Annotated in this window: 19 protein-coding genes; 17 read left to right on the top strand and 2 right to left on the bottom strand. The window is 61.0% G+C overall.

Annotated elements, in window-relative coordinates; translation table 11 throughout:
- Nucleotides 1-42 precede the first annotated feature (42 nt).
- A complete protein-coding gene (lysA, locus tag WBH99_RS10340) occupies nt 43-1332 on the bottom strand; it encodes a diaminopimelate decarboxylase (RefSeq protein ID WP_424220004.1) in 1290 nt (429 codons plus the stop codon).
- Between the two features lie 208 nt (nt 1333-1540).
- Between lysA and cyaY the strand changes: the two genes are divergently transcribed.
- The gene (gene cyaY, locus WBH99_RS10335) at nt 1541-1855 is read left to right on the top strand and encodes an iron donor protein CyaY (protein WP_424220002.1); all 315 of its coding nucleotides are present in this window, start codon (nt 1541-1543) and stop codon (nt 1853-1855) included.
- A gap of 52 nt (nt 1856-1907) precedes the next feature.
- Here the strand turns inward: cyaY and WBH99_RS10330 are convergent, their stop codons facing one another.
- Entirely contained in the window at nt 1908-4226 is a 2319-nt protein-coding gene (locus WBH99_RS10330) for a penicillin-binding protein 1A (RefSeq protein ID WP_424220001.1), read from the bottom strand.
- A 138-nt stretch (nt 4227-4364) separates the two neighbouring features.
- Here WBH99_RS10330 and WBH99_RS10325 point away from each other — a divergent pair, with 138 nt between their 5' ends.
- From WBH99_RS10325 to WBH99_RS10250, 16 genes are all read left to right on the top strand, one after another.
- Nucleotides 4365-5468, top strand: coding sequence for a pilus assembly protein PilM (locus WBH99_RS10325; RefSeq protein WP_424220000.1), 1104 nt, complete (start codon nt 4365-4367; stop codon nt 5466-5468).
- Nucleotides 5465-6061: a PilN domain-containing protein gene (locus WBH99_RS10320; protein WP_424219999.1), complete on the top strand. Its 597-nt coding sequence runs from the start codon at nt 5465-5467 to the stop codon at nt 6059-6061. Before WBH99_RS10325 ends, WBH99_RS10320 begins: the two co-directional genes overlap by 4 nt.
- Nucleotides 6058-6780, top strand: a complete 723-nt coding sequence (locus tag WBH99_RS10315; protein WP_424219998.1) for a type 4a pilus biogenesis protein PilO — start codon at nt 6058-6060, stop codon at nt 6778-6780. Before WBH99_RS10320 ends, WBH99_RS10315 begins: the two co-directional genes overlap by 4 nt.
- On the top strand, nt 6780-7331 hold the full coding sequence (locus WBH99_RS10310; RefSeq protein WP_424219997.1) for a pilus assembly protein PilP: 552 nt from the start codon (nt 6780-6782) through the stop codon (nt 7329-7331). Before WBH99_RS10315 ends, WBH99_RS10310 begins: the two co-directional genes overlap by 1 nt.
- Before the next feature lie 47 nt (nt 7332-7378).
- Nucleotides 7379-9484 carry a type IV pilus secretin PilQ gene (locus WBH99_RS10305; RefSeq protein WP_424219996.1) on the top strand — a complete coding sequence of 702 codons (2106 nt, stop codon included), beginning with the start codon at nt 7379-7381 and terminating at the stop codon, nt 9482-9484.
- Nucleotides 9485-9577: 93 nt separating this feature from the next.
- Nucleotides 9578-10105, top strand: a complete 528-nt coding sequence (locus WBH99_RS10300; protein WP_424219995.1) for a shikimate kinase — start codon at nt 9578-9580, stop codon at nt 10103-10105.
- The gene (aroB, locus tag WBH99_RS10295) at nt 10093-11175 is read left to right on the top strand and encodes a 3-dehydroquinate synthase (protein ID WP_424219994.1); all 1083 of its coding nucleotides are present in this window, start codon (nt 10093-10095) and stop codon (nt 11173-11175) included. The genes WBH99_RS10300 and aroB overlap by 13 nt, the downstream gene beginning before the upstream one ends.
- Before the next feature lie 247 nt (nt 11176-11422).
- On the top strand, nt 11423-16048 hold the full coding sequence (locus WBH99_RS10290) for a glutamate synthase-related protein (RefSeq protein WP_424219993.1): 4626 nt from the start codon (nt 11423-11425) through the stop codon (nt 16046-16048).
- A gap of 1 nt (nt 16049) precedes the next feature.
- Nucleotides 16050-17519, top strand: coding sequence for a glutamate synthase subunit beta (locus tag WBH99_RS10285; protein WP_424219992.1), 1470 nt, complete (start codon nt 16050-16052; stop codon nt 17517-17519).
- Nucleotides 17520-17632: 113 nt separating this feature from the next.
- Nucleotides 17633-18388, top strand: a complete 756-nt coding sequence (locus WBH99_RS10280; RefSeq protein WP_424219991.1) for a YEATS-associated helix-containing protein — start codon at nt 17633-17635, stop codon at nt 18386-18388.
- A 22-nt stretch (nt 18389-18410) separates the two neighbouring features.
- On the top strand, nt 18411-19769 hold the full coding sequence (gene glmU, locus WBH99_RS10275; protein ID WP_424220044.1) for a bifunctional UDP-N-acetylglucosamine diphosphorylase/glucosamine-1-phosphate N-acetyltransferase GlmU: 1359 nt from the start codon (nt 18411-18413) through the stop codon (nt 19767-19769).
- A gap of 3 nt (nt 19770-19772) precedes the next feature.
- On the top strand, nt 19773-20294 hold the full coding sequence (locus WBH99_RS10270; RefSeq protein ID WP_424219990.1) for a hypothetical protein: 522 nt from the start codon (nt 19773-19775) through the stop codon (nt 20292-20294).
- Between the two features lie 142 nt (nt 20295-20436).
- Nucleotides 20437-20664, top strand: coding sequence for a hypothetical protein (locus tag WBH99_RS10265; protein ID WP_424219989.1), 228 nt, complete (start codon nt 20437-20439; stop codon nt 20662-20664).
- Nucleotides 20636-21028 (top strand): hypothetical protein, encoded by a 393-nt coding sequence (locus tag WBH99_RS10260; RefSeq protein WP_424219988.1) that lies wholly within the window; start codon nt 20636-20638, stop codon nt 21026-21028. Before WBH99_RS10265 ends, WBH99_RS10260 begins: the two co-directional genes overlap by 29 nt.
- The gene (locus tag WBH99_RS10255; protein WP_424219987.1) at nt 21025-21279 is read left to right on the top strand and encodes a hypothetical protein; all 255 of its coding nucleotides are present in this window, start codon (nt 21025-21027) and stop codon (nt 21277-21279) included. The genes WBH99_RS10260 and WBH99_RS10255 overlap by 4 nt, the downstream gene beginning before the upstream one ends.
- Before the next feature lie 2 nt (nt 21280-21281).
- Nucleotides 21282-21522: transposase family protein (locus WBH99_RS10250; protein WP_424219986.1), on the top strand; the 241-nt coding region annotated here is incomplete at its 3' end.

Here is a 21522-nt window from a genome sequence, read left to right as displayed (position 1 = left end):
CCTGAAAAAGCCCGGCGCGTTTCCGGGCTTTTTCGTACGCGCTTACGCAGGAAGTGCAGGAAGTGGCTGCTCGAGGGCATAGAGTTCCGCTATCGTCTCGCGGCGGCGGATGCAGTATGCCTGATCCCCATCCACCATCACCTCGGCTGCCCTGGGGCGGGTGTTGTAGTTGGAGCTCATCGCCATGCCGTAGGCACCGGCGGACATGACGGCCAGCAGATCGCCGGGTGCCACGGCCAGGGGCCGGTCCTGGCCGAGGAAGTCGCCGGTCTCGCAGACGGGGCCGACCACATCGTAGACCAAGGCTGCGTCATCGTGCTTTTGCTGGACTTCCTGGATTTCGTGCCAGGCTTCATAGAGGGCGGGGCGCATCAGGTCGTTCATGGCGGCGTCGATGACGGCAAAGTTCTTGTTTTCGCCGGGCTTGAGGAATTCCACCTTGGTCAGCAGGAGGCCCGCATTGCCCACCAGGCGCCGTCCCGGTTCGAGGATGAGCTTGAGTCCGCGCCCCTGGAGCTTGTCCAGCAGGGGGCGCAGGTAGCTCTCCACGCTTGGCTCGACCTCCTCTTGCCGGTAGCGGATACCCAGGCCGCCGCCCAGATCCAGGTGGTGGATGGGAATGTGGCGTGCAGCCAGGGCATCGAGCAACTTCAGCAGCCGTTCGAGTGCCTCCACGAAAGGGCTCGGGTCCAGAAGCTGGGAGCCGATGTGGCAGTCGATGCCTTCCACCCGGAGGTGAGGCAGGACGGCGGCCTTCTCATACAGCGCCAGGGCGTCTCCGATGGCGACGCCGAACTTGGCGGTCTTGAGGCCGGTGGAGATATAGGGATGGGTCTTGGGGTCCACGTCCGGGTTGACGCGCAGGCTGATGGGCGCCTTTTTGCCCAGGCGGCCGGCCACGGCGTTGAGGCGCTCCAGTTCGGCGGCGGATTCCACGTTGAAGCAGAAGATGCCGGCATCGAGGGCCTGCGCCATCTCGGCCTCGGTCTTGCCGACGCCGGAGAACACCACCTTGCCGGCATCGGCGCCGGCCGCCAGCACCCGTTGCAGTTCACCGCCGGAGACGATGTCGAAACCGGCGCCGAGGCGGGCAAAGAGGTCGAGGATGGCGAGGTTGGAATTGGCCTTGACCGCATAGCAAACGAGGCTTTCGGCTCCGGCCGGGTGGCTCGCCAGGACCTGCTGGAATTCCTGGAAGCTGGCGGTCAGGGCGGCGCGTGAATAGACGTAGGTGGGGCTGCCAAAAGCCGTGGCGATTTGTGCCAGGGGCAGTCGTTCAGCATGGAGCTGACCGTGGTGGTAAGCAAAATAAGGGGTTCCAACAGCGTTCATTCCTGGGCTTTCTTGGGCGTGCTAACATCCGCAGCCGGTGCGGCGGTTCTGCCCAGCTTTTCAAACAGGGGTTGTTGTGGGGTGCCTGCCGGAATTTCCAGGGCGCTTTTGGCGCCGCAGGCGGTACAGAGCAATAGTATTGCCAAGGATGGGGTCAGACGGCGCATCATGGGTAGGCGGATAAACAATGCGAGGATGTTAGCACAGCATGGATGATCGGGAATTTGCGCAAGGGGCCGATCAAGTTCTGGCCCATATCGAGGCAGTCCTCGAGGCGGCGGGGGGGGATCTGGATTTTGAACTGGCTCCCGGCGGGGTGCTGGAAATCGAGTTTGCCGATGGCGGCAAGATGATCATCAACCGCCATGCCATCACCAAGGAAATCTGGGTGGCGGCGCGTAGCGGCGGCTTTCATTTCCGCAAGGAGGGCGAGTCCTGGGTGGATACCCGCAGTGGGGAGCCGCTGATGGTGCTGCTGTCACGTCTGGTATCGGAGCAGGCGGGCATGCCGGTGCAATTCTGACGGCCGGCTCGCCTGACAGGGAACAAAGCCGGGCATGCCCGGCTTTGTTGAGTTAATCAGCGGGGAAAGCTTCCACCACGGGTTTCGCCGGCTGTTCCTGCGCCGGGGTGGCGGTGGGAAGGCCCTCGTCAGGGCTGCTGACTTCAGGCTCCGGGGCAGGGGGGACATTCTCGCTGTAATAAATGTCGTCCCGGGCGGCAGTGATGCCTTCCGGTTGCGGAATCTGCTCGACAGGAACCCCCCGCAAGGCTTCCTGCATGTAAGCGATCCAGATGGGAAGGGCGGTGAAGCCCCCGGTTTCCCGGTTGCCCAGGCTTTTAGGCTGATCGAATCCGACCCAGGCACAGCCGACAACCGTTTTCTGGAAGCCACAGAACCAGGCATCCATGTGGTCATTGGTGGTGCCGGTCTTGCCTGCCAGGTCCTGGCGCTTGAGTGCGGCAGAGGCGCGCCCGGCCGTGCCGTAGATGGTTACGTCGCGCATCATCGAATACATCAGATAGGCATTGCGCGGATCGATGCTGCGCAGGGTTTCATCACCGGCTTGGGCAGGGGTTGCCTGAGCCAGCACCCGACCGTGCTGGTCACGTATTTCCTTGACGATATAAGGATTCACCCGGTAACCGCCATTGGCGAACACGGCATAAGCCGCCGCCATCTGCCACGGCGTTACCGAGCCCGCGCCGAGGGCCATGGTGAGATAGGGAGGGTGGCGTTCCGCGTCGAAGCCGAAACGGGTGATGTAGTCCTGGGCATAGGCGGGCCCTATGGCCTGGAGGAGGCGGATGGACACCATGTTCTTCGACTTGGTCAGGGCGGTGCGCAGTTTCATCGGCCCTTCGTACTTGCCGTCGTAGTTCTTCGGCTGCCAGGCCTGGCTGCCCGTCTGGGCGGCAGAGACCGTGACCGGTTCGTCCAGCACGATGCTGCCGGGAGAAAAGCCTTTTTCCAGGGCGGCAGAGTAGATGAAGGGCTTGAAACTGGAGCCGGGTTGGCGCCAGGCTTGAGTGACGTGGTTGAACATGTTGTGGTTGAAATCGAAACCGCCGACCAGCGCGCGAATGGCCCCATCCTTGGGGTGGGCCGACACAAAGGCGGCCTCGACTTCGGGGAGTTGGGCGATACGCCAACCCTTGTCATCCTTGCTCAGGCGGATGACGGCGCCACGGCGCAGTTTTTTGGTAACGGGGGCTTTGTCATCCAGCATGCGGCTGGCAAATTTGAGGGCGTCGCCGCTCAAGGTGAGGGTTTCACCGCCGCGCATGTAAGTCTTGATCTGCCTGGGGCTGGCCTCGAGGATCACGGCGGGTATCAGATTCTCGATGGCGGGAAATTCCTGCAGGGCAACATCCAGCGACTCCTCCTGATCTTCGCCCATCTGCTTTAGATCGATGAAGGATTCAGCGCCGCGATAGCCTTGACGCCGGTCGTAGTCGAGCACGCCCTTGCGCAATGCCTGGTAGGCGGCCTCCTGCTCGTCCTTCTGGATGGTCGTGATGACCTGCAGGCCGGCGCTGTAGACATCCTGAGGAAAACGTTCGGCCGTGATCTGGCGGGCCATTTCGGCCACATATTCCGCATGCGTCGAGTATTGGCCAGCATCGCGGCGGACGACCAGGGTTTCATTCATGGCGGTGTTGAACTGTTCCTCCGTGATGAAATCGAGGTCGCGCATGCGCTTCAGCACATATTCTTGCCGGATGCGCGCCCGCTTGGGGTTCACCACCGGATTGAAGGCCGAGGGGGCTTTTGGCAGACCGGCCAGCATGGCGGCCTCGGCAATGCTGATCTGGGAGAGCGGTTTGCCGAAATAAATCTGGGATGCCGCCGCAAAACCATAAGCTCGCTGGCCCAGAAATATCTGGTTGATATAGAGCTCGAAAATCTGGTCCTTGCTGAGGTTGTGTTCGATCTTGAAGGAAAGCAGCGCTTCGTACATCTTCCGGGTCAGCGTTTTTTCAGAGCTGAGGAAAAAATTGCGCGCCACCTGCATGGTGATGGTGGATGCACCCTGGCGCTTGCCACCGCCGATGAAATTGGCATAAGCTGCGCGCAGCACGCCGAGAGTGTCGACCCCGCCGTGCTGGTAAAAACGCTCATCCTCTGCCGCCATGATGGCTTGCTTCATGACCTCGGGCACGTCTTGTATCCTGACCACGGCACGGCGTTCTTCGCCAAATTCGCCGATCAAATGGCCGTCCGCCGTCATGATCCGCAGGGGCATCTTGGGGCGGTAATCCGTGAGTACGTCCAGGCTGGGCAGATTCGGGTAGGCAAGCACCAGGACGATCAGGATGACCCCGATGCCGATGGCGATCAGGCCGATGATGAAAGAAATGGAATACAAGATGAAACGCAAGGTGGAAGGCATGACGAAACCGTCAGAAGTTGGAGCAGGGCGGGATTATACGCGCCCTCGTCTAAGACAAATAAATTGCTTTACACTGTCGGGGCTTGTTGCTAGCATTTCACGTGAATTATTGGATTTTGATGTAACTTCTGATTTTTAATGGATATTTCCGGGGGTCCGGTGCGCTTTGATCTCTCCTTTCTCAATCCAAAATCCCGTCCCCTGTTCGGCTTGGACATCTCTGCTTCATCCATCAAGATGGTGGAACTGTCCGATGCCGGCAAGGATGGCTGCCGGGTTGAACGCTACACCATCGAGGTGCTTCCCAAGGACGCCGTCGTAGACGGCAACATCGCCGATCTGGAGGCCGTGCAGGAAGGCGTCCGTCGCGCCTGGAGGCGGCTGGCGACTCCCACCCGCAATGTGGCCATGGCCCTGCCCGCGTCGGCGGTGATTTCCAAAAAGATCATCGTCCCGGCGGGCCTGCGGGAAGAAGATCTGGAGGTGCTGGTTGAGTCGGAAGCCAATCAATACATCCCATTTTCCATCGACGAGGTGAATCTCGACTACCAGGTGATAGGCCCGGCCCCTTCGGCGCCGGATGAACTGGAAGTCCTGATTGCGGCTTCCAAAAAGGAGCGGGTCGAGGACCGCCTGGCGGTTGCAGAAGCGGCTGGGCTCAAGGTGGTGGTCATGGATGTCGAGTCCTACGCCACGCTTGCCGCCTTTGAACTGGTGTTCAGGCAACTGCCGCTGGAAGAAAATGCACCCGTGGTCGCGCTGGTGGACGTGGGCATGAATGTCACGAAACTGACGGTGCTCAGGAATGGCGTGCAGATCTATGCCCGGGAGCAGGCCTTTGGTGGCGGTTTGCTGACTCAGGATATTTCCCGTCGCTACGGCATGGGATACGGTGAGGCCGAAGCGGGCAAGCGTGCGGGAAATCTGCCGGAAGACTATGAGTCGGAACTCCTGCCCCAGTTCATGGACAGTCTCGCCCTTGAGGTTTCCCGTGCCTTGCAGTTCCTGTTCACCTCGACGCAGTACAACAAGGTTGACCATATCGTTCTGGCGGGGGGCTGTGCCTCCATTCCCGGGATCGATGAACTGGTTGCCACTCGAACCCAGGTCAATACCATCATTGCCAATCCATTTGCCGGGATGGTGCTCTCGGACCGGGTTCGTGCCAAGAATCTGCTGGCCGATGCGCCGTCTTTGATGACGGCCTGTGGCCTGGCGCTGCGGAGGTTTGATCCATCATGATCAAAATCAATCTTCTTCCACATCGGGAAGAGGCACGTAAAGCCCGTCGCCAGCAGTTTTATGTACTGGCAGGCATGGTGACGTTGCTCGGCGCCCTGCTGGTTTTTGCGGGTTACACGGCCATCGATGGCTACATTCAACATCAGAACAGTAAAAATGAGTTTCTCAAGAAGGAAATAGCGGTACTAGACAAACAGGTCGACGAAATCAAGGACCTCAAGGAAAAGAGTCAGGCCTTGCTGGACCGCAAGAATACGATCGAATCCTTGCAGAAGGATCGCAGTGAGACCGTCACTCTGCTGAGTGAACTGGTGCAGCGTGTTCCCGAGGGCGTCTACCTCAAGACCATGAAACGAAATGGTTTGCAGGTTATGTTGAGCGGCTACGCCCAATCGAACTCGCGCATTTCGACCTTGATGCGCAATCTGGAAGCCGCAGAGGGAATGGGGCCGCCCAGGTTGATCGAAAGCAAGGCGGCCATGGTGGGTGGCAGGCGGCTGTTCGAGTTTTCCCTGGATTTCAACATGGTTCGTCCAGAGCCATCGCCGGCAGAAAAAACTGCCACCAAAGCCAAGGGGGGCAACAAGCCATGAAGCTCTCTGAACTCAAACTGAATTTGAATACTCAGCAAATTGCTGAAGATTTCAGGCGCCTGAGCACCAATAATGACCCGGGCACCTGGCCGCTCATTCCGCGCATCACGATTCTGGTGGGGATACTGGTGGCGGTCATTCTTTGTGGTTGGTGGTTCATCTGGAAGGATCAACTCGAGATCCTGGACACGGCGGAAAGTACGGAACTGAAGCTCAAGGAAGAATTCATCGCCAAGAAAAAACAGGCGGTGAATCTGGATCTTTATCGCCAGCAACTCGATGAAATCGAAAAGTCATTTGGTGCTTTGCTCAAGCAATTGCCCAATCGTTCCGAAGTCGAAGCGCTGCTGGTGGAAGTGAACCAGGCGGGTCTGGGGCGGGGTTTGCAGTTCGAGTTGTTCAAACCGGCTGACGAGGTCAGCAAGGACTTTTATGCTGAATTGCCGATCACGGTCAAGATCATCGGCAACTACCATGATCTGGCCGCTTTTTCAGCCGATGTCGCCAAACTGCCGCGCATCGTGACGCTCAATAACATGGCGATCGCCAGTGCTGAATCCGCCAAGGGCGGCAAGGGGGCCACACCAGTGGCCAGCGGGCAACTGGTGATGGATGCAGAACTCAAGACCTTCCGCTATCTGGATGAAGAAGAAATCGCCAGGCGCCGGCAGGCCGAAAAAGAACAGGCCGCCAAAGGCAGGAAAGGGGGGAGAAAGTGATGCGATCCTCGCTTTATGCTTCTGCAATCACATTGACATTGCTGCTGGCCGGATGTGGCGGTGGCGAACATGAAGATCTGCAGACCTGGATGGCCGAAGCCTCGAAGGATTTGCGCGGGAAAATCCCGCCGCTGCCCCAGATCAAGCCCTACGAGCCGGTTCCTTATACCGTTGAAAACATGGTGGACCCGTTCAGCAGCAGCAAGATTGAGCCCGAGAAACGGGGACGGCGCGGGGCAGGTCAGGGGAGTCGGTTCGAGCCGGATTTTGAAGCGCGTGAAGCGCGTAACAGCGTGATGGAAAAATACCCGATCGAATCCATGAAAATGATCGGCTTCATGAACATCAACAATACTCCCATGGCCGCGATTCAAGTCGATCAACTGGTGAAGCAGGTGAAGGTGGGGGATTACATCGGTCTGGATTTTGGGGTGGTCGTGAAGATCACGGATCAGGCCGTGGAAATCAAGGAAGTCGTTGAGGATTCAACGGGCGATTGGTCTGAGCGCATGAATATGCTGCAACTACAGGCCCAGGAGGAAATAAAGTGAAAATGCTGAATCGTATGAAGTGTATGCTGGCAGGCCTGATGTTCGGCATGCTTCCGATTATCACCCTCCAGGCGGCCGAGCCGTCGTCGCCGGCCAATGCGATTCAGGCTTTTCACGTCGCGCAGCAAGGGGGGAATATTCTGGTCAAGTTCGACCTGAAAGAACCGCTGGCCAACCCGCCGGTGGGTTTCAGCATTGCCAATCCCTCGCGCCTGGCTTTTGATTTCATCGGGGTAGGCAATGCCCTGGGTAAAAACAGCCATACGGTCAATGAGGGCGATCTGACCCGCCTGGATGTGGTGCAGGTTGGCGAAAGAACCCGTGTCGTGCTGAATCTGGTACGCAACCTCAGCTATACCACCCGGATCGATGGCAATTCCGTTCTCGTCACGCTCTCGCCGCTGGAGGCCACCACCAGCGACGGCGCACGCGTGGAACATTTCGTGCGCGAAGCCAGGCCCGACGCCCTGCATGCGGTGCGTGACATTGCGTTCCGTCGCGGCAAGGATGGCGAAGGCCGGATCATGGTGGACCTGGCCGATGCGGGCACCGGTATCGACATTCGCCAGCAAGGCAAGGATCTGGTGGTTGACTTCCTGAAAACGGATCTGCCGCAGAATCTGCAGCGTAAACTGGACGTCACCGATTTTGCGACGCCCGTCACGCAGATCGTGACCGAGAAAAAAGGCGATAGCGTGCACATGACCATTACCCCGAAGGGGCTGTGGGAATACAACGCCTACCAGGCGGAAAATCAGTTCGTGGTGGAAGTCAAGCCGATCGTGGAAGACCCGAACAAGCTGGTACAGGGCACCAAGATTGGCTATCAGGGTCCGCGTATCAGCATCAATTACCAGAATGGCGATGTGCGCGCCCTGCTGCGCCTGATGGCGGAAGAACTGGGGCTGAATGCCGTCATCAGTGAGACGGTGACCGGAACCACCACACTGGTATTGAAGGATGTGCCTGCCGACCAGGTGATCGACATCATCTTCCAGCAAAAAGGGCTGGACATGCGCAAGAACGGTAATGTGATCCTGATTGCGCCGCGTGATGAAATTGCTACCCGGGAAAAGCTGGAGTTCGAGTCCAAGCAGCAGACCGAGGACCTGGAGCCGCTGCGCACGGAAAGTTTTCAGATCAACTATCAGAAAGCCAAGCAACTGCAGGAGTTGCTGACCTCCAAGGATCAACGCATGTTGTCCAAGCGCGGCAGTGCCGTGTTTGATGAAAGAACCAATCTCTTGTTCGTTCAGGATGTGCCCATCCGGCTCGAGGAGGTGCGCAAGGTGATTGCGCAGGTCGATATTGCCGTCAGGCAGGTGATGATCGAGGCCCGGATTGTCGAGGCGACGGACCAGTTTGCAAGAAACCTGGGGGCCCGGCTCGGGATCATGGGCAAGGACCGCTATGGCAACTGGGGCGGGCAGAATCAATTGATTGCAGGCGATGCCTACATCAAGCAGCAATACGCTCAAGGTTGGCTCGAGCAGAGCCAACTGCAGTGGATCGGCCCTGAATACAAGGTGCAACCCGAGGCGCTGATCAATAACCTGAACCAGGTCAATCTGCCCGCAACCGGGTATAAAGGCGTCAGCCCGACTGAGTTTTCCTTCACGCTTTTCAATGCGGCCAAGACCAAGTTCCTGAATCTGGAGATTTCCGCGCTCGAAGCGGACCTGAAGGGCAAGGTCGTTTCCAGCCCCCGGGTGCTGACCTCGGATCAGACCAAGGCCCGGATCGAACAAGGGGTCGAGGTGCCCTATCTCGAAGCTTCCAGTTCGGGTGCCACCAGCGTCGTGTACAGAAAGGCGGTGCTGGCCCTGGAGGTGACGCCGCACATCACCCCGGACGGCAAGGTGTCGATGCGGCTCAAGATCAACAAGGACGCCATCGGGGCCGAAACCCGCTGGGGGGCCATCATTGAAACCAAAAAGGTGGAAACCGATGTGCTGGTGGATAACGGCGGCACCATCGTGATCGGCGGCATCTATGAGATCAAGACCCGGGATGACGTCAATAAGGTGCCCTTGCTGGGAGATCTGCCGGTGATTGGTTTTGCCTTCAAGAACACGTCCCGGCAAAACGAGAAAACCGAGTTGCTGATCTTCATCACCCCGCGCATCGTCAGCGAGACCGTCGCAATTCGCTGAACCTTCCTGGACCCCCGGAAAAGAGGCCGGCAATGGCCTCTTTTCATTGGGAAACAGGTGAAGCGAGGGCCGCCCTCCGCTAGAATGCCGGCCATGGACATGGAGCAGAATATCTATCTTGTCGGCCTCATGGGCTGCGGCAAGACCACGGTCGGCCGCCAGCTGGCGCGGCGCCTGGGGCGGCCCTTCCTGGATTCCGATCACGAAATCGAAGCCCGCACCGGAGTGGGCATTCCCACCATCTTTGAAATCGAGGGCGAAGCCGGATTTCGTCGCCGTGAAGTGCAGGTAATTGGCGAACTGGTGCACGAGGGGCCGGTGGTGCTGGCTACCGGCGGCGGCGCCATCCTGGCCCCGGAAAACCGCCAGGCCCTGCGTGACAATGGCTGGGTGGTTTACCTGAATGTGCCGCCGCTGCAGCTTTGGAACCGCACTCGTCATGATCGCAACCGGCCGCTGCTGCAGGTCGAAGATCCGCTCGCCAAGCTTGAATCGCTGTATGCCCTGCGTGATCCGCTCTATCGGGAAACCGCTCATTTCATCGTCAATGGTGGCCGCCTGCCCCCTTCTGCCATCACTCAGTTGCTGGTCAAGGAATATCAGAAACAATGCGTACTTTGAACGTCAACCTCGCCGAGCGTGCTTATCCCATTCATATCGGCCGGGGCGTGCTGTGTCAGCCCGAATTGCTGGCCCCTCATCTGCGCGGCCGTTCCGTAGCGGTCGTCAGCAACACGACCGTGGCGCCCTTGTACCTGGCGCGCCTGCGCGCGACGCTGGCCCGCCTCGATATTCAGCCCCTGGAAATCGTGCTGCCCGATGGCGAGGTCTACAAAGAATGGCAGACCCTGAACCTCATTTTTGACGCGCTGCTGGAGGCGCATTGCGAGCGGGGTACGACGCTGATCGCCCTGGGCGGCGGGGTGATTGGCGACATGGGCGGCTTTGCCGCGGCCTGTTACCAGCGCGGCATGCCCTTCATCCAGATGCCCACCACCCTGCTGGCTCAGGTGGATTCTTCCGTGGGGGGCAAGACCGCCATCAATCATCCGCTGGGCAAGAACATGATCGGTGCGTTTTACCAGCCGCGCCTGGTGCTGGCCGACATCGGCACCCTGGAGACGCTGCCGGAACGGGAACTGCATGCGGGGCTGGCCGAGGTGATCAAGTATGGCCTGATCCGCGATGCGGAATTTCTAGACTGGCTGGAAGCGCACATGCCCGGCCTCATGGCCCGCGACGAGAGTTTGCTCGAAGAAGCGGTGTATCGCTCCTGCGCCCACAAGGCAGAGGTGGTGGTGGCCGATGAGCGGGAGCAGGGCGAGCGGGCCTTGCTCAATCTGGGTCATACTTTTGGGCACGCGATTGAAGCCGGATTGGGGTATGGAAAATGGCTGCATGGGGAGGCGGTGGCCGCCGGCACCGTCATGGCGGCGCATCTTTCGGCCCTGCTGGGCTACTTGAGCGCGGCGGAGGTAGAGCGCGTCGAAACCCTTCTTGCCGCGGCAGGATTGCCGGTCCGGGGTCCGGAATTGGGAGCGGCAAGGTATATGGAATTGATGCGGCACGACAAGAAGGTGCAGGAGGGCAAGCTGCGTCTGGTGTTGCTGGAGGCAATCGGCAAAGCGGTGGTCAGTGACAAGGCTGACGAGCGTCAGGTGCGTGCCACGATTGAATCTTGTTGTGCCTGAGCCGTGACAGGGCCGTGACAGGGCCGTGATAGGGCCGTGATAGTGCCGTGATAGGGCCGGCATGGTGCCGGAGCGCAACGTCGTTTCCGATGGCAAGCCGTCTGTTGCGGATTATTGAAAAGTGAGCGCTTTGGCGTTATATTTCGCCGCTTTCCCTGAATTTCGCGAGCCGGTGCCCCGGCTTTTTTTTGCGTATTGATACGATAGGCGCGCGAGGTTGCCGAAGATGAACGAGGAAACAAGAGTAATGGCGGCAGTTCCCGAACAGCAGGGTCTCTACGATCCAGCGAATGAGCACGATGCTTGCGGCGTGGGTTTCGTGGCCCACATGAAGGGCCAGAAAAGTCACGGTATCGTCGAGCAAGGTCTGCTCATCCTGAAAAACCTGGATCACCGGGGCGCCGTGGGCGCGGATCCCTTGCAGGGTGACGGAGCCGGCATCCTCATCCAGATTCCCGACCTGTTCTATCGTGAGGAAATGGCCCGTCAGGGGGTCATTCTTCCTGCCGTCGGTGAGTACGGTGTCGGCATGTTGTTCCTGCCGCGCGAGGCCGCCTCCCGTCAAGCCTGCGAGGCCGAGATCGAACGCAATGCCAAGGCGGAAGGCCAGGTGATCCTGGGCTGGCGCGATGTCCCCGTGAATGGCGACATGCCGATGTCGCCCGTGGTCCGCGCTACCGAGCCGGTGATCCGCCAGGTGTTCGTGGGCCGTGGCCCCGACGTGCTGACCACCGATGCCCTGGAACGCAAGCTCTACATCATCCGCCGCCGCAGCGCCAATGCCATCAAGTCGCTGAAGCTCAAGCATGGCGGTGAGTTCTATGTGCCTTCCTTCTCCGCCCGCACGGTGAACTACAAGGGCCTGCTGCTGGCCGATCAGGTCGGTGTTTATTACAAAGACCTTCAGGATGGCCGCGTGGTTTCCGCCCTGGCCCTGGTGCATCAGCGCTTCTCCACCAACACCTTTCCCACCTGGGATCTGGCTCACCCGTTCCGCATGATCGCCCATAACGGTGAAATCAATACCGTGCGCGGCAACGTGAACTGGTTCAAGGCCCGGGAACAGGCGATTTCCTCGCCCCTGATGGGCGACGACCTGAAGAAGATCTGGCCCCTGCACTATCCCGGCCAGTCTGACTCCGCCGCCTTCGACAACGCCCTCGAATTGCTGGTGATGGGCGGATACTCCCTGACCCACGCGATGATGCTGATGATCCCGGAGGCCTGGGAAAAGCACGCGACGATGGATGCCAACCGGCGCGCCTTCTATGAATACCATGCGGCCATGATGGAGCCCTGGGATGGCCCCGCTGCGGTGGCGTTCACCGATGGCCGCCAGATCGGCGCCACCCTGGACCGCAACGGCCTGCGCCCCGCCCGCTACCTGGTCACCGATGACGATCTGGTGGTGATGGCCTCCGAATCCGGCGTGCTGCCGATTGCCGAAAGCCGCATCGTCCAGAAATGGCGCCTGCAGCCCGGCAAGATGTTCCTGATCGACATGGACAAGGGCCGCATCGTGGACGACAAGGAGTTGAAGGACTCCCTGGCTTCTTCCAAGCCCTACCGGGAATGGATCGAAAAAATCCGCATCAAGCTGGATGCCGTGCCCGCTGCAGAAGAATGCCGCGAAGCCAGCATTTCTTCCCTCCTGGATCAGCAACAGGCTTTTGGTTACACCCAGGAGGACCTGAAGTTCATTCTGGAGCCCATGGCCCAGAATGGTGAAGAGGGTACCGGTTCCATGGGCAACGATGCCGCCCTGCCCGTGCTCTCCCGCAAGGAAAAGCCGCTCTACAACTACTTCAAGCAGTTGTTTGCCCAGGTGACCAACCCCCCGATCGACCCGATCCGGGAGGAGCTGGTGATGTCCCTGGTATCCTTCATCGGACCCAAGCCCAATCTGCTCAACCCTTACGAGATCAATCCGCCCATCCGCCTGGAAGTGGCCCAGCCCGTGCTGAGCGCCGGCGACATGGAAAAGATCCGTCACATCGGCAAGTACACCGAAGGCAAGTTCAGCTCCTACGAACTGGATATCTGCTACCCCGTCGCCTGGGGCAAGGAGGGTATCGAAGCCCGTCTGGCTTCCCTGGCGGCCGAGGCGGTGGATGCCGTGGGTCGAGGTGCCAACATCCTGATCATTTCCGATCGCAAGATGGGCAAGGATCAGGTCGCCATTCCGGCCCTGCTCGCCACCTCTGCGGTGCATCAGCACCTGGTGAAGGAAGGCCTGCGCACTTCCACCGGTCTGGTGGTGGAAACCGGTTCCGCCCGGGAAACCCACCACTTTGCCCTGCTGGGCGGCTACGGTGCCGAAGCGGTGCACCCCTATCTGGCCTTCGACACCCTGCGGGCCATGGCCAGGGGGGATGCCGAAAAGGCCGACAAGTTCGTCAGGAACTTCGTCAAGGCAGTGGGCAAGGGCCTTTGCAAGGTCATGTCCAAGATGGGCATCTCCACCTACATGTCCTACACCGGGGCCCAGATCTTTGAAGCCGTGGGCCTGCAGCAGGCCTTCGTGGACAAATACTTTACCGGCACCCCTTCCAGGATCGAGGGCATCGGTCTGTTCGAAGTGGCCGAAGAAAATATCCGCCTGCACCAGGCCGCCTTCTCCCCTGATCCGGTGCTGGCCAACATGCTCGATGCCGGGGGGGATTACGCCTTCCGCATCCGCGGCGAAGAGCACATGTGGACGCCGGACTCCATCGCCAAGCTGCAACATGCCACCCGCTCGGGCCAGTACGAGACTTACAAGGAATACGCCAGGCTGATCAACGATCAGACCCGGCGTCACCTGACCCTGCGCGGCCTGTTCGAGATCAAGCCCGCCGGCGCGCCCGTGCCCCTTGAGGAAGTGGAATCAGCCAAGGAGATCGTCAAGCGCTTCGCCACGGGGGCCATGTCGCTGGGTTCCATCTCCACCGAAGCCCACACCACCCTGGCCATCGCCATGAACCGCATCGGTGGCAAGTCCAATACCGGCGAAGGAGGGGAAGATGCCCGCCGTTACCTGCCGCTCAAGGCCGGCCAGAAGCTATCGGAAGTGATCGGGGCTTCCCGCATCGAACGCGACTACACCTTCCAGGAAGGCGACTCCCTGCGCTCGGCCATCAAGCAGGTGGCCTCCGGCCGCTTCGGCGTCACCACCGAATACCTCGTCAATGCCGACCAGATCCAGATCAAGATGGCCCAGGGCGCCAAGCCTGGCGAAGGGGGTCAGCTGCCCGGCCACAAGGTGTCCGAGTACATCGGCTTCCTGCGCCACTCCGTGCCCGGCGTCGGCCTCATTTCGCCGCCGCCCCACCACGACATCTACTCTATCGAGGACCTGGCCCAGCTGATCCACGACCTGAAGAACGCCAACCCGCGGGCCAGCATCTCCGTGAAGCTGGTGTCCGAGGTGGGGGTGGGTACCGTGGCGGCCGGCGTCGCCAAGGCCAAGGCCGACCATCTGGTGATCGCCGGTCACGACGGCGGCACCGGCGCCTCGCCCCTGTCCTCCATCAAGCACGCCGGGACTTCCTGGGAGCAGGGCCTGGCCGAAACCCAGCAGACCCTGGTGCTGAACCAGCTGCGCTCCCGGGTCCGCGTCCAGGTGGACGGCCAGATGAAGACCGGCCGCGACGTGGTGATCGGCGCCCTCCTGGGGGCCGATGAATTCGGCTTTGCCACCGCGCCCCTGGTGGTGGAAGGCTGCATCATGATGCGCAAGTGTCACCTCAACACCTGCCCCGTGGGCGTCGCCACCCAGGACCCCGAGCTCAGGAAGCGCTTTACCGGCCAGCCCGAGCATGTGGTGAACTACTTCTTCTTCGTCGCCGAGGAAGTGCGCGAACTGATGGCCCAGCTGGGCGTTTGCAAGTTCGACGACCTGATCGGCCGTTCCGACCTCTTGGAAAAGCGCGCCGACATCGAGCACTGGAAAGCAAAGGGTCTGGACTTCAGCCGCATCTTCCAGCAGCCCGCCGTGCCTGCCGAAGTCGGGCGTCGGCATACCGATACCCAGGATCATGGCCTCGACAAGGCCCTCGACCTGAAACTGATCGAGCTGGCCCGGCCGGCCCTGGAGAAGGGTGAGAAGGTTCGCATCGAGCTGCCGGTGAAAAACGTGAACCGCACCGTGGGCACCATGCTCTCGGGCGAGGTGGCCCGGCGCCATGGTGCCGCCGGCCTGCCCGACGACACCCTCTACATCAAGCTCACCGGCACCGCCGGCCAGAGTTTCGGCGCCTTCCTGGCCAGGGGCATCACCCTGGAGCTGGTGGGCGAAGGCAATGACTATGTGGGCAAGGGCCTCTCCGGTGGGCGCATCATCGTGCGCCCCCACCCCGACTTTCGCGGCGATGCCGGGAACAACATCATCGTCGGCAACACTGTCATGTACGGTGCCACCGAGGGTGAGGCCTTCCTGGCCGGGGTCGGCGGCGAACGCTTCTGTGTCCGCAATTCCGGGGGCACCGCCGTCGTCGAAGGTACCGGCGACCACGGCTGCGAGTACATGACCGGCGGCACCGTGGTCGTGCTGGGCATGACCGGTCGAAACTTCGCGGCCGGCATGTCGGGTGGCATCGCTTATGTGCTGGACGAGGACGGTGCGTTCAAGGACCGCTGCAATCTGGCCCAGGTGGGTCTGGAAAAGGTGCTGCCCGCCAGCGAGCAGGCCGGACCCTTCCATGACGACCAGGCTGACGAAGCCCAGTTGAAGGATTTGATCACCCGCCACCTTGAAGCCACCGGCAGTGCCCGGGCCAAAGCCCTGCTGGCTGACTGGGAATCCAGCCGCAGCAAGTTCGTCAAAGTCTTCCCCCACGAATATCGCCGCGCCCTGACCGAGCTGGCTGCGGCGGCACAGAAGGAGGCCGCATAACATGGGCAAGCCGACTGGATTTCTCGAATTCGACCGTCGCGAAGAAGCCTACGCGCCGATCGAGGAGCGCCTGACCCACTACAAGGAATTCGTCCTCACCCTGTCGGACGAGGATGCCAAGGTTCAGGCCGCCCGTTGCATGGATTGCGGCATTCCTTTTTGCAGCAATGGCTGCCCGGTCAACAACATCATTCCCGACTGGAATGACCTGGTTTATCGCGACAACTGGCAGCAGGCCCTGGACGTGCTGCATTCGACCAACAATTTTCCCGACGTGACCGGCCGCATCTGTCCGGCCCCCTGCGAGGCGGCCTGTACCCTGGGCATCAACGCTGCGCCCGTGGGCATCAAGTCCATCGAGCACGCCATCATCGACAAGGGCTGGGAAATGGGCTGGGTCAAGCCCCAGGTCGCCGCCGCCAAGACCGGCAAGAAGGTCGCCGTCGTTGGTTCCGGCCCTGCCGGACTGGCCGCCGCCCAGCAACTCGCCCGGGTGGGCCATGCCGTGACCGTGTTCGAAAAATCGAGCCGCATCGGCGGCCTGCTCGGTTTCGGCATCCCCGACTTCAAGCTCGACAAGGCAGTGATCGACCGCCGCGTCGCCCAGCTGCAAGCCGAAGGCGTGGTGTTCCGGACCCGGGTCATCGTCGGCGATGGCAAGCTGCCGGCCGGCATCAACAATGACGCCACCGAGACCGTTGCCGCCGGGCAGTTGCAGCAGGAATTCGATGCGGTGATCCTGGCCGCAGGTTCCGAAGTGCCGCGCGACCTGCCCGTTCCCGGCCGCAACCTGAAGGGCGTGCACTTTGCCCTGGAATTCCTGATTCCCCAGAACAAGGAAGTCCAGCAAGGCATCAAGAACCCCATCAATGTCAAGGGCAAGCATGTGGTGGTGATCGGCGGCGGCGACACCGGCTCCGACTGCGTCGGCACCAGCTACCGCCACGGTGCCGCTTCCGTGACCCAGTTCGAACTGATGCCCGCCCCCCCCGAACAGGAAGACAAGGCCCTGACCTGGCCCTACTGGCCGCTCAAGATGCGCACTTCCTCCTCCCACAAGGAAGGCGATACCCGCCGCGAATTCTCGGTAGCCACCAAGGAATTCATCGGCGATGCCCAGGGCAGGGTCAAGGCCTTGAAGGCCGTGCGCGTCGAATGGAAGGACGGCAAGATGCAAGAAGTGCCCGGTTCCGGGTTCGAACTGCCTTGTGACTTCGCCTTTTTGGCCATGGGTTTCGTCAATCCCGTCGGCAGCCTGCTCGATGCCTTCGGCGTGGAAAAAGATGCCCGCAACAACGTCAAGGCCAGCACCGATGGCGAGGCTTGCTATCAGACCAGCGTGCCCGGCATTTATGCAGCGGGTGATGTGCGCCGGGGCCAGTCCCTGGTGGTCTGGGCCATTCGTGAGGGCCGCCAGTGCGCCAAGGCGGTGGACGAATTCCTGATGGGGTCTTCCGTTCTGCCCCGCTGATGTACACCACCCCATCGAAAACCCCGTCGGGTCCGCGCGGACGAGACGGGGTTTTTCTTTGGGATAAGCGCCGCTTGTGGCATATTCGCGGTCAATAACGGGAGGGTGATACATTGAATCTACAACAATCCTTGCAGGTGACATCCACCCTGGGGGAGTTTGATAGCCATTTGCTGCTGGCGCTCATGGTCATGATGATTGCCGGGGTGCTGGGCGGGCTGGCCAACCATTACCTGGCAGAACGCCAGGGCAGCCTCGCCGGACGTCAGGATTGGCGCCGCTACCTCGTGTTCGGGGTGGTCACGGCGCTCACCGCCCCGCTGCTACTCAACATGCTGTCCAGCAATCTGCTCGAAGGCGCCCGGACCCGGCCCGGGGAGTTGTATGTCTTTGCCGCTTTCTGTCTGATCTATGTGGTGGCCGCCCGGCGCATCTTTGAAAACCCGGTCGCACTTTATCAGCAGCAGCTAGAACCGTTGCGGCGCGAGCTGGAGCAACTCCGCCGCGAGCAGGAAACCTTGCGGCAGAAGCTCGAAGCCTTACCCGTCGCGCCGATGCCGATCGAAGTCCCCCAGGAAAAGCCCGAGCCCAGAACGGAACCGCGCGAGGTGGTGACCTACAACGACGTGGAAATCCTGCGGGCCCTGGCCGATGAAAGCTATGTCTATGGCAACCTGGCGGCCCTGACCGAAAAAACCTCCCTGGGTCGGGAGCTGATCAGTCAGCGCCTGGCCGTGCTCAAGAATGTGGGCCTGATCGACACTCGCATCAATGACAAGAATGTGCTGCATTGGGTCATTTCAAGCCGGGGAAGGCAGGTTCTCACCGATGTCCTGACCGGGCAGGACGACGGCAAGAAAATTGCCTGAACCAGGAGAGCAAGCAATGCCTTTGAATGTGGTCATCCTGGCCGCCGGTCAGGGCAAGCGGATGTATTCCAATCTTCCCAAGGTGCTGCATCCCCTGGCCGGCAAGGCCCTGCTGCGACATGTGGTGGACACGGCCCGGCAACTGCAACCGGAAAACCTGGTCGTGGTGTACGGTCACGGGGGTGAGGTCGTGCGCCAGAGCATCGATGCAGCAGGCCTGGCCTGGGCGCTGCAGTCACCGCAACTAGGAACCGGCCATGCCCTGGCCCAGGCGCTGCCATTCATCGATGAGAGGCTGCCAACGCTGGTGTTGTATGGAGATGTCCCCTTGGTGCAGGCCTCCACCTTGCAACATCTGCTGCATCAGGCGGCGGACGGTCTGGGTTTGCTGACGGTGCGGCTGGCAAATCCCCAAGGCTATGGCCGGATCGTGCGGGAGGCCACGGGCGGCGTGCTGGGCATCGTCGAAGAAAAGGATGCCACGCCCGGACAGCGCGCCATCGATGAAGTCAATACCGGCATCATGGTGCTGCCGGGCGGGCGCCTGGCTGAATGGCTTACCCGTCTTTCCAACGACAATGCCCAGGGCGAGTATTACCTGACCGATGTGGTGGCCCGGGCGGTAACGGCAGGCGTGCCGGTGCGTAGCGCTCACCCCGAGGGCGCCTGGGAGGTTCAAGGCATCAACAACAAGGCGCAATTGGCGGAACTGGAGCGCATTTATCAGCAGCGCCAGGCGGTAGCCCTGATGAACCAGGGAGTGCGTCTGGCAGACCCGGACCGGATCGATGTGCGCGGCACACTGGAGTGCGGCCGGGATGTGAGCATCGATGTGGGCTGCATTTTCGAGGGGCATGTACGCCTGGCCGAGGCGGTGGAAATCGGCCCTTACTGCGTCATTCGCGAAGCCGATATTGCGGCGGGCGCCCGCATTGCTGCGTTTACCCACATCGACAAGGCTCAGGTGGGCCCCGATGCTGTGGTCGGTCCCTATGCCCGCCTGCGTCCCGGAACAAGCCTGGCAGCGGGCGTTCATGTGGGCAATTTCGTGGAAGTGAAGAACAGCCAGATCGGTCCTGGTTCGAAGGCAAATCACCTGGCCTATGTCGGCGATGCCGATGTGGGCGCCCGGGTGAATATCGGTGCGGGCACCATTACCTGTAATTACGATGGGGCCAACAAGTTCAGGACCGTGATCGAGGATGATGTCTTCATCGGCTCCGACACTCAGCTCGTGGCGCCGGTCCGGGTGGGTCAAGGGGCCACGCTGGGAGCCGGCACTACCTTGACCCGGGATGCTCCCCCGAACGCCCTCACCGTTTCCCGCGTCCGCCAGACCAGTCTGCTCAACTGGAAACGCCCGGAAAAGAAAAAAGGGTGATTCATGGCGACCGGGTTCACCCTGGCCGTACTGCCCCACCCGTCCTTTTGCCAGGCGGATCGTGACAAGGGCGCCGCTCTCAGCCGCCCTGAGAAAGCCGTGCTGCTGATGCGTGTTCTGGGCGTCGCAGGTTTGCTGGCACTTCCGCTGTCTTCTGGCGTGCTCATGGCAGACGAAGCGGCAGATGAAGCGGCAGATGAAGCGGCAGATGAAGCGGCAGATGAAGCGGCAGATGAAGCGGCAGATGCGGCCGGAGATGCGGATGCGGATGCGGATGCGGCGTCGCCGGGGCGCATGCAACCGGCGCTTGGTCTTGCGGCGCCCCGGCCGGAAGTGCTCAAGCCCGGCCAATGCGTGCGTTATCAGGAAGGTGATGCTGGATTCCTGGGGCGGGCGCCGCTCTTCTGGCGGGAGGGCGAGCTGCGCTCGTTTCGTCACGAACGGCAGCAACTGCAGCATTGTCCCTCCGACTGGCAGAGCCATGCAGGGCCCTTGAATCGGGCTGACTTTTGCGAGTATTCGTGAAAGTGGGTTGGGCAAGCCTGTAGCGAACGCAAGGCGCAGGCAAGCAATAATCGCAAAATCGTGTTGCTTTGCCTTGTGTTGTTTTGCCTCCCCGTTCGCGTAACATTCACCCGGAAATCATCGTAAAAGTGTGTTGTTGACCATGCTTCATCGCCACCTCAACCATCAGCGCTTCACCCTCGCCGCCATCGACGACGTGATCTCACGCGGTCGGTGGCGAGAGTGGGCTGAACTGCGCCGGGCTGCTTTGTCCGACCGCACTCTGCTGGACAAGGTGGAGCGCGTTTGCCGTCCTTACGTCTTTGATCCCTACGCTCAACGCCATCACTTCTGGATGCACTATGTCGAAGAACACCGCACCGCTGCCTGACTGGGAACTCGTCCTGTCCTCGGCCGCACGGCTCCAGCGCATCCTGCCGGATGCCGTGCTGGTCGGCGAAACCGCCTCCGCAATCCATGCCGGGCATCGCTTCTCACGCGACGCCGACCATGTACTGACCGATCTGCGCCAGCGCTTCGATGAAGTGCAGGCCCAACTTGAGTCGGTCGCAGGCTGGAAAACGGCTCGCGTGCAGCGCCCCGTGCAAATCCTTGGCAGTCTCGACGGCATTGATCCTCGCAGGCATGACTGGCAGGCGGCTAAAGCCGCTTGCTCGCACCTTTCGACCGTCATCTTCGACCGGGTGTGCGATATGGATGCGGATCGTTCGGGCGGCTATGGGATGGAGCCATGAAAGAGAGCGCGCCAATGGCCACAGCGCAGCCGGTAGCTCGGGACCGGCAGCCCCTGTTGACCCAATTGCGTGAAGCGATTGGACAGCGACCCAAGTTCGACCAAAGCCACGGCATGGCGCCGGGCGTGTTCGCCATTGTCAAGCCGTTCGGCGTTGATCTTGCCTCACGCGGCGAACCTGATGGGCGGTTGCAGGTCTGGCTGCTGATCCGGCCTTGTGGCACCGACCCAACCAGAATCACGAGGCTGTGACCATGCCCGCCAACATCCTGAACCTGCCGCAGTACCGGGTGCTGCGGGTGGAGGAATCCGACCACGATTACCGCGTCACCGCCGAGCCGGTGGAAGTGGCCTCATCCTGCCCGCATTGCCAGTCCGACCGCCTGACCTCGTGGGGCACCCGCGAGCAGGTATTCAAGGACCTGCCCCTGCACGGCAAGCGCGTGGGCATCGGCATCGACACCAAGCGGCTGCGCTGCCAGGCCTGCGGCAAGA

The organism is Azovibrio sp., from assembly GCF_049658005.1.
Taxonomy (GTDB): domain Bacteria; phylum Pseudomonadota; class Gammaproteobacteria; order Burkholderiales; family Rhodocyclaceae; genus Azovibrio.
The sequence above is the reverse complement of the archived record's forward strand: the minus strand, read 5'-3'. Positions and strand labels throughout refer to the sequence as shown.

What these genes read in the sequence shown, in the direction of transcription:
- WBH99_RS10265 (WP_424219989.1), top strand. Translation starts at nt 20,437, where the DNA reads ATGCTTCATCGCCACCTCAACCATCAGCGCTTCACCCTCGCCGCCATC.
- lysA (WP_424220004.1), bottom strand. Translation starts at nt 1,332, where the DNA reads ATGAACGCTGTTGGAACCCCTTATTTTGCTTACCACCACGGTCAGCTC.
- WBH99_RS10315 (WP_424219998.1), top strand. Translation starts at nt 6,058, where the DNA reads ATGAAGCTCTCTGAACTCAAACTGAATTTGAATACTCAGCAAATTGCT.
- WBH99_RS10270 (WP_424219990.1), top strand. Translation starts at nt 19,773, where the DNA reads ATGGCGACCGGGTTCACCCTGGCCGTACTGCCCCACCCGTCCTTTTGC.
- WBH99_RS10255 (WP_424219987.1), top strand. Translation starts at nt 21,025, where the DNA reads ATGAAAGAGAGCGCGCCAATGGCCACAGCGCAGCCGGTAGCTCGGGAC.
- WBH99_RS10260 (WP_424219988.1), top strand. Translation starts at nt 20,636, where the DNA reads ATGTCGAAGAACACCGCACCGCTGCCTGACTGGGAACTCGTCCTGTCC.
- WBH99_RS10330 (WP_424220001.1), bottom strand. Translation starts at nt 4,226, where the DNA reads ATGCCTTCCACCTTGCGTTTCATCTTGTATTCCATTTCTTTCATCATC.
- WBH99_RS10320 (WP_424219999.1), top strand. Translation starts at nt 5,465, where the DNA reads ATGATCAAAATCAATCTTCTTCCACATCGGGAAGAGGCACGTAAAGCC.
- WBH99_RS10325 (WP_424220000.1), top strand. Translation starts at nt 4,365, where the DNA reads ATGGATATTTCCGGGGGTCCGGTGCGCTTTGATCTCTCCTTTCTCAAT.
- cyaY (WP_424220002.1), top strand. Translation starts at nt 1,541, where the DNA reads ATGGATGATCGGGAATTTGCGCAAGGGGCCGATCAAGTTCTGGCCCAT.
- WBH99_RS10290 (WP_424219993.1), top strand. Translation starts at nt 11,423, where the DNA reads ATGGCGGCAGTTCCCGAACAGCAGGGTCTCTACGATCCAGCGAATGAG.
- WBH99_RS10300 (WP_424219995.1), top strand. Translation starts at nt 9,578, where the DNA reads ATGGACATGGAGCAGAATATCTATCTTGTCGGCCTCATGGGCTGCGGC.
- WBH99_RS10285 (WP_424219992.1), top strand. Translation starts at nt 16,050, where the DNA reads ATGGGCAAGCCGACTGGATTTCTCGAATTCGACCGTCGCGAAGAAGCC.
- aroB (WP_424219994.1), top strand. Translation starts at nt 10,093, where the DNA reads ATGCGTACTTTGAACGTCAACCTCGCCGAGCGTGCTTATCCCATTCAT.
- WBH99_RS10310 (WP_424219997.1), top strand. Translation starts at nt 6,780, where the DNA reads ATGCGATCCTCGCTTTATGCTTCTGCAATCACATTGACATTGCTGCTG.
- WBH99_RS10305 (WP_424219996.1), top strand. Translation starts at nt 7,379, where the DNA reads ATGCTTCCGATTATCACCCTCCAGGCGGCCGAGCCGTCGTCGCCGGCC.